We start from the raw sequence: 15,081 nt of genomic DNA, 5'->3' as shown, positions 1-15,081 counted from the left end.
CTCCATGGACAGCCGTTACGACACCCAGGGCGCCGGAATCACCGTGCAGCGGGCCCTCGAGCTGCCCGGACTGCGCGGCGGCCTGCCGGAGATCATCGCGGGGGCCGACCGGCTGCACCGGACCGTGCGCTGGGTGCACGCGGGCGAGGTGCCGAACATCGCCTCCCTGCTCAAGGGCGGCGAACTGCTCCTGACCACGGGGTACGGTCTCGGCACCCGCCCCGCCGACCAGCGCGCGTTCGTCCGCACGCTCGCCGAGCGCGGGATCGCGGCGCTCGTCGTGGAGCTCGGCCCGCGCTTCACCCGGCTGCCCGCCGCGCTCGTGGAGACCGCGCGCTCCACCGGTCTGCCGCTGGTCCAGCTGCACCGCGAGGTGCCCTTCGTGACGGTCACGGAGGAGATCCACACCGAGATCGTCAACGGCCACTACGCACTGCTCCAGCAGGCCGAGGAAGTGCACCGGCGCTGCACCGAGGCCCTGCTCGGCGGCGGCGGGGTACCTCAAGTCCTGAGCATCCTGGCCGACTTCAGCGGCAATCCGGTCTTCCTGGAGACGGCCGACGGGCAGCTCCTGTACGCCGCCGGGGCCGGCTCCACGGGCGCCGATCCGCTCCAGGTCTGGGAAGGGCTGCGCGGCCAGCACAAGGAGGAGCCTCCCGCCGGGACCACCCTGGTGGACGTGCCCGGCGGCGGCCCCGGCACCGGCTCCGTGCGGGCCCGCCTGGTGCTGCTGCCGGTCGGCGCGCCGGTCGCCCCGGTGCACCGGATCGCCGCCGAACGGGCCGCCGGCATCCTCGCCGTCGTGCTGATGCAGGCCCGCCAGGAGGAGGAGCTGGCCGCGCGGGGACGCGGGGACTTCCTGACCGACCTCGCCGAGGGCCGTATCGAGGCCGAGGACGCCCCGGCGCAGGCCCGCGTCCTCGGGTTCAAGCCTGGTTCCGGCCCGCTCCTGCCGGTCGTGATGCGGCTCGCCGACGGCCTCGCGCCCGGCGGCGGCTGGGCGGTCCTGGCCCGCGCCGTCGCCGAGGAGCTGGCCTCGGTGGGCGTCCCCGTCCTGCTGGGCGTCCGTCCCGTCGAGGGCCGGGTGCCGCTGCTGCTCGGTCTGCGTTCGGAGTCGGAGCGGGCGGCCGTCGCGGACCGTGTCGCGGCCGCGCTGCGGGCCGGGGTGGAACGCGCGGGCATGCAGCGGCCCGGGGCCCAGCCGCCGGTGGTGGTGGTCGGGGTCGCCGGGGGCTGGGCGGCCGCGTCGGCGGGCCTCAGGCACGCGGCGGAGACGGCGACGGCCGCGCAGGGCCTGTCGGACCGGCCCTGGTACGACGCACGCCGGCTGGACATCGACCTGCTGCTGTGGCGCCTGCGCGAGCACCCCGACCTGGCCGCCTTCGTGGAGCGCGCGATCGGCCCGCTCCGCGACCACGACGTCCGCTCGAAACCGCCTCTTCTGCCCACCCTGCAGACCTACTTGGCGCACGCGGGGCGCAAGGCGGAGACCGCACGCGAACTCCATCTCAACCGTCAGACCCTGTACAACCGCCTCGCCAGGATCGGCGAGTTGCTGGGCATGGACCTGGACGACCCGCAGACCGTACTGGCGTTGAGCCTGGCGCTGCGGGCCCGCAGACACGTTCCCTGAGGGCCGCGCGCCCAGAGCCGCCCGGCGCCGGTCAGGCGAGCGGCCGGAACCGGGTGAACTCGTCGTAGACGCTCAGTACTTGGGCGACGGTCTCGTCCTCGGTCGGCCACGTGGCGGCCTGCCGGGCGCCCTTGTCCCGCAGCGCCTCCTGGCGCTCCGGATCGGCGAGCACGCGCACGACGGCGTCCGCGAGCGCCTTCGCGTTGCCGTACGGGACGAGTTCGGCCGCGTCGCCGACCATCTCCGGGATGCCCCCGACCGCCGTGGCGACGAGCGGGACGCGCGCGTGCAGGGCCTCCTGCGCCAGCACCGAGCGCGACTCCCATCTGCTGGGCAGCAGGACGACGTCGGCGGCCGCCAGCAGTTCCGCGACGTCCTCGCGCCGCCCGACGAGCCGGACCGGCAGCTCCTCGTCCTCGATACGGCGCTGGAGAACCGTGCGCAGCGGCCCCTCCCCCGCGATCACCAGCAGCGGCATGGGGTCGAGGCGGCACCAGGCGCGCGAGGCGTCCAGGAGGGTGTGATAGCCGCGGTGCCGGTCGAGCGAGCCGACCGCGATGAGCAACGGGCGGTCCGTCGCGCCGAGTTCGGCCCGCGCCTTGTGCCGGAACCGGTCGGGTTCCACCGGCTCGACGGGCAGGCGCGGCGCCGGGAACGCGACGGCCGCGAGCCGCGCGTCACGCGCGCCTCTCCTGCGGGCCCGGTCCACCAGGTCGGACGAGGTCCCGAGCACCACGGCCGCGGCCCTGGCGACCCGGCGTTCGAGGAGCCGCAGGACATGGGCCCGGGCGCCGTCCGCCTCCGAGCGGGTGTGCCAGGTGACGACGAGGGGAACGCGGCGCCCGCTGAGCGCCAGCACCGCCCGCAGCGCCGCGTGGATCCCGTGCGCGTGCACGAGATCGGCGTCCGCGCAGGCCGCCCGCAACGCGGACACCGAGGCGGGGTCGCTGCTGCGGGGCACGGGGACGTGGTGCGCGCCGACCGTGCTGAATCCGTACGCGCGGTCCGCCTCGGCGGGGGCGCAGACGGTGACCCGGACCCCTCTGGCGACCAGACCCGCGGCCAGCGACCGTACGTGCGCGCTGCTGCCCGCGCTTCCGCCGCCGAGCACCTGCACGGTGCGCAGCGGCGACTGGCCGGGCGCTGAGTGGCTGCTCACGTGGCTCACGTGGCCGGGGCTCCTGGTTCGGCGTCGGACGGTCACGAGGAAACGTACAGAAGGATCGTGCGGAGGAAGGGGGTACCGCACGTCGTGCACCGCGTACTACGCCAAGGATGCCAGGCCGCCCGGGCGTTCCGGCACCGCCATCACGACGAGGGCACGTCAGACAAGGCAACCCGGCGACGACGGTCACCCTCACGAGTGATGAATAGTCCATTCCGGGGAGGACCGAACCACAAGAGCGAATAGGCCCCCTTGGCCCCGCGCTTCACCTCGGCCCCCGAAAGAGCCGCGCGCATCACACACCACCTGGGCAGCACAGGTGCACCCACGTACCGAGAGGCGCACCAAAGATCCCGCACTCCCCGGGCACGCCAAAGTGTCAGCCCCTCCAGATTCAGCCCCTCCACCAGGGGCAAATTCAGCCCTTCCGAGCGGGACAGATCCCGCCCCTCCGCGCGGGACAGGGGCAAATTCAGCCCCTCCGGCGTTTGAGGAGCGGGGTCCGGGGCGGAGCCCCGGGTACGGGACGGGCAGGGGCGGAGGGGGCGAGAAAAAGCTGGAGGAGGCGGCCCAGACCCGGCGAGGGAGACAGTCTCACCCCGCCGGGGAAGGGAAAACCGCTAGGCGTCCGCCCGCGCCGCCGCCAGCAACTCCTCCGCATGCGCCCGGGCCGTCTCGGAGTCCTCCTGCCCGGCAAGCATCCGGGACAGCTCGCGAATGCGCTCCTCCCCCTCCAGCACCTTCACACCGGACCGGGTCACCGACCCGTCATTGGTCTTCTCGACCAGGAGCTGCCGGTCGGCGAAGGCGGCCACCTGCGGCAGGTGCGTCACGACGACGACCTGCGCGCTCTTGGCGAGCTTCGCCAGCCGGCGCCCGATCTCGACCGCGGCCTTGCCGCCGACACCCGCGTCGACCTCGTCGAAGAGGTACGTCGGCACGGGGTCGGTCCCCGCGAACACGACCTCGACCGCGAGCATCACACGCGAGAGCTCACCGCCGGACGCGCCCTTGGCGATGGGCCGCGGCGGCGCCCCGGGGTGCGGGGCGAGCAGCAGCTCCACCTCGTCGGCACCGGCCGGGCCGTAGGCCACCGGACGTCCGCCGACCTCCACCCCCTCCGGGTCGTCGGTCTGCCGGATCTCGAAGGACACCCGCGCGTGCGGCATCGCGAGCGAGGCCAGCTCGGCGGTGACGGCCGCGGCGAACCGCTCGGCGGCCTCCACGCGGGCATCCGTCAGCGCCTGGGCGAGACCGCCCAGTTCGCCGCGCAGCGCATCCCTTTCGGCGGTCAGCTCGCCGATCCGGTCGTCGTCGCCGTCGAGTTCGGTGAGCCGTTCGGCGCTCCGCTCGGCCCAGGCGATCACGGCGTCGATGTTCTCGCCGTACTTGCGGGTGAGCTGGGTGAGCGCGGCCCGGCGCTCCTCGACGGCCGCCAGCCGCAGCGGGTCGGCGTCGAGGTCGTCGGCGTAGCCCGCGAGTTCTCCCGCGACGTCGCCGAGCAGGATGGCGATCTCCCCGATGCGCCCGGACAGCGTGGCGAGGGCCGAGTCGTGCGACCGTACGGCCTCCAGAGCCCGGTGGGCGCCCGCGACGAGCGTGGCCGCGTCGATGCCCTCCGGGTCCTCGGGGTTGCCCGCCAGCGCGGCGTGCGCGGCGGTCGCGGCGGATGCCAGCGCCTCCGCGTGACCGAGCCGTTCCGCCTCCGCCGCCAGCTCCGCGTCCTCGCCCGCGCGCGGCTCGACGGCCGCGATCTCGTCGAGGCCGAAGCGCAGCATGTCGGCTTCCTGGGCCCGTTCCCGCGCGCGCGTCGTGATCTCGTCCAGCTCGGCCGAGACGGCCCGCAGCCGGCGGTAGGCGCCCGCGTACTTGGCGAGCGGTACGGCGACCGCGTCACCCGCGTACCGGTCCAGGGCCTGCCGCTGCCGGGACTGCTTGAGCAGCCCCTGCTGGTCGGTCTGGCCGTGCACCGCGACGAGTTCGTCGGCGAGCTCGGCGAGCACGCCCACCGGCACCGAGCGCCCGCCCAGATGCGCGCGTGAACGCCCCTCCGCCGAAACGGTACGGCTGATCAGCAGCACGCCCTCGTCGAGCTCCGCACCGGCCTCCTCGGCCCGTACGACGGCCGTCCCGCCCGCGGGCACGCTGATCCGCCCCTCCACGACCGCGCTCTTGGCGCCGATCCGCACGAGGGCCGGGTCCGCCCGCCCGCCCAGCAACAGCCCGAGGCTGGTGACCACCATCGTCTTGCCCGCGCCGGTCTCACCGGTCACGGCGGTGAAGCCGGGTGACAGTTCGACGACCGCGTCGTCGATGACTCCGAGCGACCGTATCCGCATCTCCTCCAACACGCCCCCGACCATACGAGGTTTTCCCGGCGCCGTGCGACGCCGCCCCCCGCAAAGAGAACCGAGCGTTACTTTCCGGGGGTGGTCTCGTTCGCCGACGGCCGTGCGGAGGCGGCCGGCACCCGGGCGGAACCCGGGTGCCGTGTGCCCTGTGCCCTGTGCCTCTAGTGCGGTGCCCCGCGCCACCCGGAGACGGGCAGCGCGAACTTGGCGACGAGCCGGTCGGTGAAGGAGGCGTGGTGCAGCCGGGCGAGCCGCACGGGCACGGCCCCGCGGCGCACCTCGACCCGGGCGCCCGGCGGCAGCTCCACGGTCCGCCGGCCGTCGCACCACAGGACGCCCGGCGGGACGTGCGGCAGCACCTCCACGGCGAGCACGGAGTCCGGCGAGGTCACCAGCGGCTTGGCGAACAGGGCGTGGGCGCTGATCGGCACCATCAGCAGCGCCTCGACCTCGGGCCAGACCACGGGTCCGCCCGCCGAGAAGGCGTACGCCGTCGACCCGGTCGGGGTCGCGCAGACGATCCCGTCGCAGCCGAACCCGGTGACGGGCCGCCCGTCGATCTCCAGCACCACTTCGAGAAGCTTCTCGGCGGACACCTTCTGCACGGCGGCCTCGTTCAGCGCCCAGTCGGTGTGCACGATGTCGCCGTTGCGGTGCACGACCACGTCGACGGTCATGCGCTCCTCGACCTCGTACGCCCTGGTGACGACCCGGTCGACGACCTTGTCCAGGTCGTCGCGCTCGGCCTCGGCGAGGAAGCCGACCCGCCCGAGGTTGACGCCGAGCATCGGCACACCGGAGGCGCGGGCGAACTCGGCGCCGCGCAGCAGCGTTCCGTCACCGCCGAGGACGATGAGCAGCTCGCAGCCGTCGAGGCACTGCGGTGTCGCCTCCTGGACCAGTTCCACCTCGTGCGGCAGCGGCAGATCGGCCGCCTCGGCCGCGAGGACCCGTACGCCGATCCCGGACCGCAGCAGCCCCTGGACGACCAGCTCGGCGCTTCGGATGGCTGCCGGCCGCCCGGTGTGGGCCAGCAGGAAAACAGTACGAGCTCGGGTCTGTGTCAACGCGGCCCCTCCGCCACTGCACGGTCAACGTCGGCCGGGTCGAGTGCGGGTGCCCCGGCACGCAGCCACAGAAAGTACTCGACGTTGCCCGACGGTCCGGGCAACGGGCTCGCTGTCACGCCCTTCACTCCGAGCCCCAGCTCCTGGGCCCGCCCCGCCACGCCGCGCACGCTCTCGGCACGCAGCTCCGGACTGCGCACGACACCACCGCTGCCCAGCCGGTCCTTCCCCACCTCGAACTGCGGCTTGACCATCATCACCAGGTCGGCATCCGGCGCCGTGCACCGCGCGAGGGCGGGCAGCACCAGTCCGAGCGGGATGAAGGACAGATCCCCGACAACAAGGTCCACGGGCTCCCCATCGATCGCCTCCAACGTCAACTCGCGTACGTTCGTACGGTCCTTGACGGTGACGCGTTCATCGCTCTGGAGAGACCACGCAAGTTGTCCGTAACCGACGTCCACGGCGACGACATGGGCCGCGCCCGCGCGCAGCAGTACGTCGGTGAAGCCTCCGGTGGACGCGCCGGCGTCCAGCGCCCGCCGGCCCTCGACCTTCAGGCCCTGCGGCCCGAAGACGGCGAGCGCGCCGGCGAGCTTGTGTCCGCCGCGCGAGACGTAGTCGGGGTCGCTGTCGTCCTTGGTGACCACGATCGCCGCGGCGGTCTCGACCTGCGTGGCGGGCTTGGTCGCGAGGGTCTTGCCCACGCTGACCCGGCCCGCGGCGATGAGCTGTCCGGCGTGCTCGCGCGAGCGGGCGAGCTTCCTGCGGACCAGCTCGGCGTCCAGGCGGCGGCGTGCCACTCCTGCCACGTTCGGTTCAGCTCCTGCGGTCGTACGGCGATGGAAAGGGAAAGGGGCTCCCGGGAAACCTCTCCGGGTGCCCGGGAGGTCTTCCGGGTTCCGGTGTCCCGAAGGATCTCATTGCGGGGCGGCGGCCGGGCGCCCGGCGGGGGCCGGGGCTCCCGGGCGGACGTCGAGTGCGGTGAGCTCGTCGCGCAGCCCCCGGTGCACATCCTCGTACACCTCGAGGTGTCCGTCCGTGGCGAGGTGGTCTGCGTCGGCCAGCCGGTCGAGCCGGGCGTCGACGTCGGCGTGGCCCGTCGGGACACGCGGGACGTTCAGCGGGGCCGGCGCGGCGGGGTCGTACGCGGGTTCCGGTTCGGCCTCCGCGGCCGGGCCGGGCTCCCGCACGGTCACGGCCTCGGGGAGCTCGCCCTCGGGGACTGAGTCGTTCATGCCCCGACGCTACCGCGAAGGGCTGGGGTACCGTCGATCACGATGGCGACGACTGAGGAGTGCCGCGCCGCACTCGACAAGCTTTCGGACAACATGGCGGGCGCCGACGGGGACGTACGCGCCGCGGCGGCCCTGGACCGCTCGCTGAGCTGCCGTATCACCGACCTGGACATCACCTTCGTCGGCCGCCTCGAAGGTGGCCGGATCGAGGTGCTGGACACACTCCAGGGACCGCCTCCCGAGCGGGCCCAGATCCGCCTGACGATGAAGGGCGACGACCTGGTGTCGATGGTGAACGGCGAGCTGAACTTCGCCAAGGCCTGGGGCTCGGGCCGGGTGAAGCTGGAGGCGGGCCTGCGCGACCTGCTCCGGCTCAGGACGCTTCTGTAGCGGCCGCGGCGGCCCGGACCCTGGCCCTGCGGGCCGCGGGCACCACGAGCGGTGTCCCGGTCTCCGGGTCGTCGATGACCTGACAGCGCAGTCCGAAGACCTCCTCGACCAGCTCGGCCGTGACGATGTCGTTCGGGGCGCCCTCGGCGATGACCTCGCCGTCGCGCAGGGCGATCAGGTGGGTCGCGTAGCGGGCCGCGTGATTGAGGTCGTGCAGCACGGCGACCAGGGTGCGGCCCTGCGTCTCGTGGAGCTCGGCGCACAGGTCGAGGACGTCGATCTGGTGCTGGATGTCCAGGTAGGTCGTCGGCTCGTCCAGCAGGAGCAGCGGGGTCTGCTGGGCGAGCGCCATCGCGATCCACACGCGCTGCCGCTGGCCTCCGGACAATTCGTCGACATAGCGATCGGCGAGCTCCGCGACGCCGGTCGAGGCCATCGACTCCCGCACCACCCGCTCGTCCTCCGCGGACCACTGGCGCAGCAGACCCTGGTGGGGGTAGCGCCCCCGTCCCACGAGGTCGCCGACCGTGATTCCGTCCGGCGCGATCGACGACTGCGGCAGAAGCCCGAGGGTGCGCGCCACCTTCTTCGCGGGCATCGAATGGATCGTCTGTCCGTCGAGCAGGACCCGCCCGGCCGAGGGCTTCAGCATGCGCGAGAGGGCCCGCAGCAGGGTGGACTTGCCGCAGGCGTTCGGGCCGACGATCACCGTGAAGGACCGGTCGGGTATCTCCACCGACAGCTTCTCCGCGATGACGCGCTGGTCGTAGGCGAGGGTGACGTCGGCGGCGGACAGGCGGTTCACGGTGCTCCTCGGGGTGTTCTCGCGTGGCGTGCTCTTCGGGCGGCTCATATCCGGCCCGCCTTGCGTTCGGTGACCAGCAGCCACAGCAGGTAGAGGCCGCCGAGGACGCCGGTCACGACGCCGACGGGCAGCTGGTCGGCGCCGAAGGCACGCTGCGAGGCCAGGTCCGCGACGATGAGCAGGGTCGCGCCCATGCACATCGACGCCGTCAGGTTCGGTCCGGGCGACCGGGTGAGCCGCCGGGCGAGCTGCGGCGCGGTGAGCGCCACGAAACCGACCGGGCCCGCGGCGGCGGTGGCACCCGCGGTGAGCAGCACGGCGGCCACCATCAGCAGCAGCCGCGTCCGCTCGACGCTCACTCCGAGGGCGTACGACACGTCGTCGCCCATCTCCATCATCCGCAGCCCGCGCGCGTTGCCGAGGACGAGGGGGACGAGGACGGCGCACATGATGAGCAGCGGCCAGACCTGGGCCCAGTCGCGGCCGTTGAGGGAGCCGGTCATCCAGACGACGGCACGGGCCGCGTCGACGAGGTCGGCCTTGGTGAGGAGATAGCCGTTGACCGCCGTGACGATCGCGGAGACACCGATGCCGACCAGCACGAGCCGGTAGCCGTGCACGCCCCGCTTCCACGCGAGCAGGTAGATCGCGAGCCCGGTCAGCAGTCCCCCGACGAGCGCTCCGAGGGCGACCTCCTGCGCGCTGCCCGAGAACAGCACGATCATGACGAGCGCGCCGGCCGTGGCCCCCTGTCCGAGCCCGAGCACGTCGGGGCTGCCCAGCGGGTTGCGGGAGATCGACTGGAAGAGCGCTCCGGCCAGCCCGAGCGAGGCCCCCACCAGCAGCCCGACGAGAACGCGCGGCAGCCGCAGGTCGTTGACGATGAACTCCTGGCTGGGGCTGCCGTCGCCGGCCAGGGTCTTGAGCACGTCGCCGGCCGGGATCGGGAAGTCGCCGGTGCCGATGAGCACCACGCTCGCCGCTGCCGCGGCCACCAGCAGCAGCACGACCACGGTGACCATGCGGACGTCGAGGCGGACGGACAGCCCCCCGACGGTGCGGACGGCCCGGACGCGGCGCGCGGGGAGTGCCGGGACACCCCGGTCGCGGGCGGTCGGGATGCTTCGGACAGGTGGGGTCGTCACAGCTGCGCCGTCCTCCGTCGCCGTACGAGAAAGATGAAGACCGGGCCGCCCAGCACCGCGGTGACGATGCCGACCTGGAGCTCCGCCGGCCGGGCGACCATCCGCCCGATGACATCGGCGCCGAGCAGCAGCACCGGCGACAGGACCGTCGCGTACGGCAGGATCCAGCGCAGGTCGGGGCCGGTGAAGGAGCGGACGGCGTGCGGGACCATGAGCCCGACGAACACGATCGGTCCGCAGGCGGCGGTCGCGGCGCCGCAGAGCACGGTCGCGGCGGCCATGGACAGCGCGCGGGTGCGGTTCAGGTTGGCGCCGAGCGCCCGGGCGGTGTCGTCACCCATGGCCATCGCGTTCAGCGGCCGGGCGAGGGCCAGCGCGACGAGCGCGCCGACGGCGAGGAAGGGGGCCACCTGCTCGATCGTCGAGTCCGTCGCCGAGGCGAGCGAGCCGACGGTCCAGAAGCGCATCTTGCCGAGCGCGGCGTCGTCCATGATCATCACGGCTTGCAGATAGCCGTACAGCGCGGCACTGATCGCGGTTCCGGCGAGCGCGAGCCGCACCGGGGTCGCGCCCCGGCTGCCGCCCAGGAACCAGACCAGCGCCCCGACGGCCGCCGCGCCGAGGAAGGCGAACCAGACGTAGCCGCTCAGCGAGGTGACGCCGAAGTAGGTGATCGCGGTGACCACGGCGGCGGACGCGCCCGCGTTGATCCCGAGCAGACCGGGGTCGGCCAGCGGATTGCGGGTCAGCGCCTGCAGGACGGCACCGGACAGCCCGAGCGCGGCGCCGACCATGAGTCCGAGGACGGTGCGCGAGATCCGGTCACCGACGACGACGTCCGCGTACGTCCCCGAGTCGTGGAACAGGCCGTGCCACACCTGGTCCGGCGGGAGCGCCTTCGCGCCGATCGCGATGCTCGCCAGCGCGACCGTCAGCAGGACGCCCACGGACACGAGGAGTCCAAGAGTCCGTATCACCCGGCGGCTTGGGGGCGCGGGAGCGGTTTCCGCGCGCTGTTCAGGAGGACTGTCGACCAACACGAGGTTAGGTTAGCCTACCCTCGCGTTACGCTCGGATGCGCCCGCACACCTGGTCCCGCGACGGAGCCCAGGTCAGCGCCGAGCGGAGCCCAGATCGGCCCGCGCGGCGACACCCAGGACGCCGCGAGCGAGCACCACTCCCCGCACACGTGACACCCCGAGGCGCCCCGCGCGAGAAGCACTCCCGGCCCGCGCGGCGACCCAGAACGCCACGAGCGAGCACCGCTCCCGGCCAGGGGCCTTCCTCCGGCGCGCTCCATCCCCGGGCCCCGGACCGGCCAGGATCTGCCGCGTCGGACAGATCCTGGCCGCTCGGACAGCACCCGGTCACGCGGGTCCTACAGGCCCAGCCGGGTCCTACAGGCCCAGCCGGGTCCTAGAGTCCCAGCCGGGCCAGAGCCTTCCCGCCGTCCAGTTCGCACGCGCCCTCGCCCGCGGCCGTCCACGCCGCCGCGCACAGGGCCCGCAGCCCGTCCAGGGCCTCGCCCTCGCCCGTCAGCTCCAGTGCGTCGGCGCCCGCCGTCGCCGTCCAGCCGCCGCAGCGGAACCCGTCGCCCGCCTCGCCGACCTCGGGCTGCCCGGTGAGCATGCCCCGCAGATCGGCGTCGACGTACGTCGGCCGGTGCCGGGGCGGCGCGGCGAGGAGCTGCGCCCCGTCCGTCACGCCGGTGAGGACGAGCAGCGAGTCGACCTCGCCGTTGAACGCGCCCTCGATGTCGGTGTCCAGCCGGTCCCCGACCACCAGCGGCCGCTCGGCCCCGGTCCGCAGAATCGTCTCCCGGTGCATCGGGGGCAACGGCTTGCCCGCCACCTGCGGCTCCGCGCCGGTGGCGATGCGGACGACCTCCACCGCCGCGCCGTTCCCGGGCGCGATCCCGCGCGCGCCCGGGATCGTCAGATCCGTGTTGGAGGCGAACCACGGAACCCCGCGCGCGATGGCGTAGCACGCCTCCGCGAAGCGGGACCAGGTCAGATCGGGACCGCCGTAGCCCTGCACGACCGCGACGGGCTCGTCCTCCGCCGAGTCCACCGGCTCGAGACCGCGCTCACGGAGCGCGACCCGCAGGCCCTCGCCGCCGATGACCAGCACACGCGACCCCGCCGGAACCTGCTCGCTGATGAGCCGGGCCACGGCCTGCGCCGAGGTGATGACGTCCGACGCCACCGTCGGTATGCCCAGCTCCGTGAGGTGCCCGGCGACCGCGTCCGGGGGGCGCAGCGCGTTGTTGGTGACGTACGCGAGGTGCATTCCGCCCGCGCGCGCCGTCGCCAGCGAATCCACCGCGTGGGCGATGGCGTCACCGCCCGCGTACACCACGCCGTCCAGGTCCAGCAGCGCGGTGTCGTACGCCTCGCTCAGGGCCTGCCCACTGCCCTCGGGCCGCGTCCTGACGGTCTGGCTCATTGCGCATCGCTCCTCGTTCGATCCCGTTGCCCCGATCATCCCGCATGCCACCGGCACACTTACGATGCCCCAATGAACTATGCAGGTCCCGAGGAGGGAACACCGGCGGGGAGCGGCCTCGAACTCACCCCGTTCCGAGGCCTGCGCTACGACCCCGACCGGGTCGGCAGCCTGGCCGCCGTGACGTCCCCGCCGTACGACGTGATCGTCCGGCCCGACGGACTGCTCGAACTCGAGTCGGCCGACCCGTACAACATCGTCCGGCTCATCCTCCCGCAGGACGGCACCCCCGCCGCCCGCAACCGCCAGGCGGCCGACACGCTGAACCGCTGGCTGGCGGAGGGCGTCCTGGCCGCCGATCCCGAGCCGGGCCTGTACGTGTACGAGCAGCGCGACGGCGACCTGCTGCAACGGGGCGTGATCGGCAACCTGCGGCTGTCCGATCCGGCCGACGGAGTCGTGCTCCCGCACGAGGACGTGATGCCGCACGTGATCGCCGACCGCGCGGCCCTGATGCGCGCCACCTCCGCCAACCTCGAACCCCTGCTGCTGACCTATCGCGGCAACGGTTCCGCGTACGGCGCCGCCGCCGTCATCGAGCGCACCGCCGCCCTGCCGCCGCTGCTGGCCACCACCACGGAGGACGGCATCAGCCATCGTCTGTGGGCGGTCACGGACCCGGCGGAGGTCACGGAGATCCGCACGGACCTCGGCCGGCACCAGGCCCTGATCGCCGACGGACACCACCGCTGGGCGACATACCTTCGTCTACGCGCGGAGCATCCCTCTCCGAGCCCCTGGGACTACGGTCTGGTCCTCCTGGTGGACACCGCCCGCTACCCGCTGCGCGTCCGGGCCATTCACCGCCTGCTGCACCGCCTGCCCGTCGCCGACGCGCTGGCCGCCCTCGGGGACTCCTTCCGCGTACGACGTCTCGACGTGTCCCTCGCCGAGGCGCTGGAGGCCCTCGCCGCCGCGGCCGCCGAGGGGAACGCCTTCGTCCTCGCCGGCGACGGCTCCTTCCACCTCGTCGACCGCCCGTCGCCGGACCTCCTCGCCCGTACGATCCCGGCCGGTCACCCGGAGGCCTGGCGTGCGCTGGACGCCACGGTCCTGCACGCCACACTCCTGGACCATGTGTGGGGCATCCCGGAGGACTCTCCCGCCCACATCGCGTACATCCACGACACGACCGCCACGGTCGAGAAGGCGGAGCGCGACGGGGGCACGGCCGTCCTGATGCACCCGGTCCACGAGGAAGTCGTACGCGAGCTCGCGCGCCAGGGGGTCACGATGCCGCGCAAGTCGACCTCCTTCGGGCCGAAGCCGGCGTCCGGGCTGGTCCTCCGGGCACTCACTCCCTGAGGAGCCGCCGGCCCGGGAAACAACCCCGGAAACGCCACGTGGGCGGCGGGACACCTTCCGGTGTCCCGCCGCCCACGTGTATGCGCCGTGGTGTCCGGCGTCAGCTCTGCGGACGCCGAGGAGCGTCGTCGTCCTCGTCCTCACCGTCGAGGTCGTCGACGTCGTCGGCGGCGGTCACGTCCTTGGTCACGGACTCGATCTCGTCGTCTTCGTCTTCGTCTTCGTCGTCTTCGTCTTCGTCGTCCTCGTCGAGGTCGTCGACGTCGTCCTCGTCCGCGTCCTGGTGCTCGTCCGCGGCACGGGTCTCGGTCACGACCTCGGTCGTGACCGCGCTCCCGGCCTCGTCGTCCTCTACGAGGGCGTCGACGAACTCCACGCCGTCCATCTCGGCCAGCCGGTCGGAGGCGTCCGTGCTGCCGTCCTTGTCGGACTCGACGGTCTTGGCGAACCACTCGCGCGCCTCGCCCTCGCGGCCGGCGGCGAGGAGCGCGTCGGCGTAGGCGTACCGCAGCCGGGCGGTCCAGGGCTGGACGGAGTTCGAGGCGAGCTCGGGGCTCTGCAGGGTGACGATGGCGGCGTCGAGCTGGTCCATGTCACGCCGGGCACCGGCCGCCACGAGCCGCATCTCGACCTGGCTCGCCTTGTCCAGCTTCTGCACCTCGGGCGCCCCGGCCATCTCCAGCGCCTTCTCGGGCCGGCCGAGGCCGCGCTCGCAGTCGGCCATCACGGGCCACAGCTCCACGCTGCCGGTCATCCGGCGCGCGGCACGGAACTCGGCGAGCGCCTCGCTGAACTTCTGGTTCGCGTACGCGGCGAAACCGGCGGCCTCGCGCACGGCGGCGACACGGGAGGCCAGTCGCAGGGCGATCCGCGAGTACGCGTAGGCGGTCTCGGGGTCCTCGTCGATGAGCCGGGCGACCATCACCAGGTTGCGGGAGACGTCCTCGGCCAGGCCCTTGGGCAGGCTGAGGAGTTCCTGACGTACGTCCTGGTCGATCTCCTCGCCCGTGACGTCGTCCGGGATGGGCAGACGCTTGATCGGCTCGCGGTCGCGGTCCCGCTCGTCGCGGAAACGGCCGCCACCGCGCCGGTCGTCGCCACCGCGGTCGTCACGGCCGCGGAAGCCACCGGGGCGCCCGCCGCGGTCGTCGCGGCGCGGTCCGCCTCGACGGTCGTCGCGTCCCCGGTCGTCACGGCCACGGTAGCCGCCGCCGGCGCCGCCGCCCCGGCTGTCGTCGCGGCGGAAGCCGCCGCGGTCGTCGTCACGGCGCGGGCCGCCGGGACGCTCGTCACGACGGAAGTCGCCACGGTCGTCGCGGCGGAACGGCGGACGGTCGCTGTCCCTGCGCTCGTCGCGGCGGAAGTCGCCGCCACCACGGCTGTCGTCGCGGCGGAAGTCGCCGCCACCGCGGCTGTCGTCGCGGCGGAAGCCGCCGCGGTCGTCGTCACGGCGCGGGCCACTGGGCCGCTCGTCACG

13 protein-coding genes are annotated in these 15,081 nt (G+C 73.5%); 3 read left to right on the top strand and 10 right to left on the bottom strand.

What is annotated here, in order from left to right:
* The first annotated feature begins 4 nt into the window (after positions 1-4).
* Positions 5-1,633 (top strand): PucR family transcriptional regulator, encoded by a 1,629-nt coding sequence (locus ACFYYF_RS20525; RefSeq protein ID WP_388777633.1) that lies wholly within the window; start codon positions 5-7, stop codon positions 1,631-1,633.
* Between the two features lie 31 nt (positions 1,634-1,664).
* On the opposite strand, the gene ACFYYF_RS20520 is transcribed toward ACFYYF_RS20525, so the two are convergent.
* The 5 genes from ACFYYF_RS20520 to ACFYYF_RS20500 form a co-directional block, all read right to left on the bottom strand.
* Entirely contained in the window at positions 1,665-2,801 is a 1,137-nt protein-coding gene (locus tag ACFYYF_RS20520) for a glycosyltransferase family 4 protein (protein ID WP_388777631.1), read from the bottom strand.
* 617 nt (positions 2,802-3,418) lie between these two features.
* The gene (gene recN / locus ACFYYF_RS20515; RefSeq protein ID WP_388777629.1) at positions 3,419-5,161 is read right to left on the bottom strand and encodes a DNA repair protein RecN; all 1,743 of its coding nucleotides are present in this window, start codon (positions 5,159-5,161) and stop codon (positions 3,419-3,421) included.
* 149 nt (positions 5,162-5,310) lie between these two features.
* The gene (locus ACFYYF_RS20510; RefSeq protein WP_339128490.1) at positions 5,311-6,216 is read right to left on the bottom strand and encodes an NAD kinase; all 906 of its coding nucleotides are present in this window, start codon (positions 6,214-6,216) and stop codon (positions 5,311-5,313) included.
* Positions 6,213-7,028 (bottom strand): TlyA family RNA methyltransferase, encoded by an 816-nt coding sequence (locus tag ACFYYF_RS20505; protein ID WP_388777625.1) that lies wholly within the window; start codon positions 7,026-7,028, stop codon positions 6,213-6,215. The genes ACFYYF_RS20510 and ACFYYF_RS20505 overlap by 4 nt, the downstream gene beginning before the upstream one ends.
* 108 nt (positions 7,029-7,136) lie before the next feature.
* On the bottom strand, positions 7,137-7,454 hold the full coding sequence (locus tag ACFYYF_RS20500; RefSeq protein ID WP_388777622.1) for a hypothetical protein: 318 nt from the start codon (positions 7,452-7,454) through the stop codon (positions 7,137-7,139).
* 42 nt (positions 7,455-7,496) lie between these two features.
* Here ACFYYF_RS20500 and ACFYYF_RS20495 point away from each other — a divergent pair, with 42 nt between their 5' ends.
* Entirely contained in the window at positions 7,497-7,844 is a 348-nt protein-coding gene (locus tag ACFYYF_RS20495; protein ID WP_361690760.1) for an SCP2 sterol-binding domain-containing protein, read from the top strand.
* Here the strand turns inward: ACFYYF_RS20495 and ACFYYF_RS20490 are convergent.
* The 4 genes from ACFYYF_RS20490 to ACFYYF_RS20475 form a co-directional block, all read right to left on the bottom strand.
* Entirely contained in the window at positions 7,828-8,697 is an 870-nt protein-coding gene (locus tag ACFYYF_RS20490) for an ABC transporter ATP-binding protein (protein WP_388777619.1), read from the bottom strand. The two genes, ACFYYF_RS20495 and ACFYYF_RS20490, sit on opposite strands and share 17 nt — an antisense overlap.
* On the bottom strand, positions 8,694-9,770 hold the full coding sequence (locus ACFYYF_RS20485) for a FecCD family ABC transporter permease (protein WP_388778401.1): 1,077 nt from the start codon (positions 9,768-9,770) through the stop codon (positions 8,694-8,696). Before ACFYYF_RS20485 ends, ACFYYF_RS20490 begins: the two co-directional genes overlap by 4 nt.
* 20 nt (positions 9,771-9,790) lie before the next feature.
* Positions 9,791-10,834: a FecCD family ABC transporter permease gene (locus ACFYYF_RS20480; protein WP_388777616.1), complete on the bottom strand. Its 1,044-nt coding sequence runs from the start codon at positions 10,832-10,834 to the stop codon at positions 9,791-9,793.
* Between the two features lie 376 nt (positions 10,835-11,210).
* Entirely contained in the window at positions 11,211-12,239 is a 1,029-nt protein-coding gene (locus ACFYYF_RS20475) for an HAD hydrolase-like protein (protein ID WP_388777614.1), read from the bottom strand.
* Positions 12,240-12,311: 72 nt separating this feature from the next.
* Here ACFYYF_RS20475 and ACFYYF_RS20470 point away from each other — a divergent pair, with 72 nt between their 5' ends.
* Complete coding sequence (locus ACFYYF_RS20470) at positions 12,312-13,604, top strand: DUF1015 domain-containing protein (RefSeq protein ID WP_388777612.1); 1,293 nt, start codon at positions 12,312-12,314, stop codon at positions 13,602-13,604.
* 100 nt (positions 13,605-13,704) lie between these two features.
* Here ACFYYF_RS20470 and ACFYYF_RS20465 read toward each other — a convergent pair whose 3' ends face one another.
* Positions 13,705-14,643 carry a hypothetical protein gene (locus tag ACFYYF_RS20465; protein WP_388778399.1) on the bottom strand — a complete coding sequence of 313 codons (939 nt, stop codon included), beginning with the start codon at positions 14,641-14,643 and terminating at the stop codon, positions 13,705-13,707.
* Between the last annotated feature and the right edge of the window lie 438 nt (positions 14,644-15,081).

The sequence above is a fragment of the Streptomyces sp. NPDC001914 genome (genome assembly GCF_042891215.1).
Taxonomy (GTDB): Bacteria; Actinomycetota; Actinomycetes; order Streptomycetales; family Streptomycetaceae; genus Streptomyces.
This window is presented reverse-complemented; position numbering and strand designations above follow the sequence as displayed.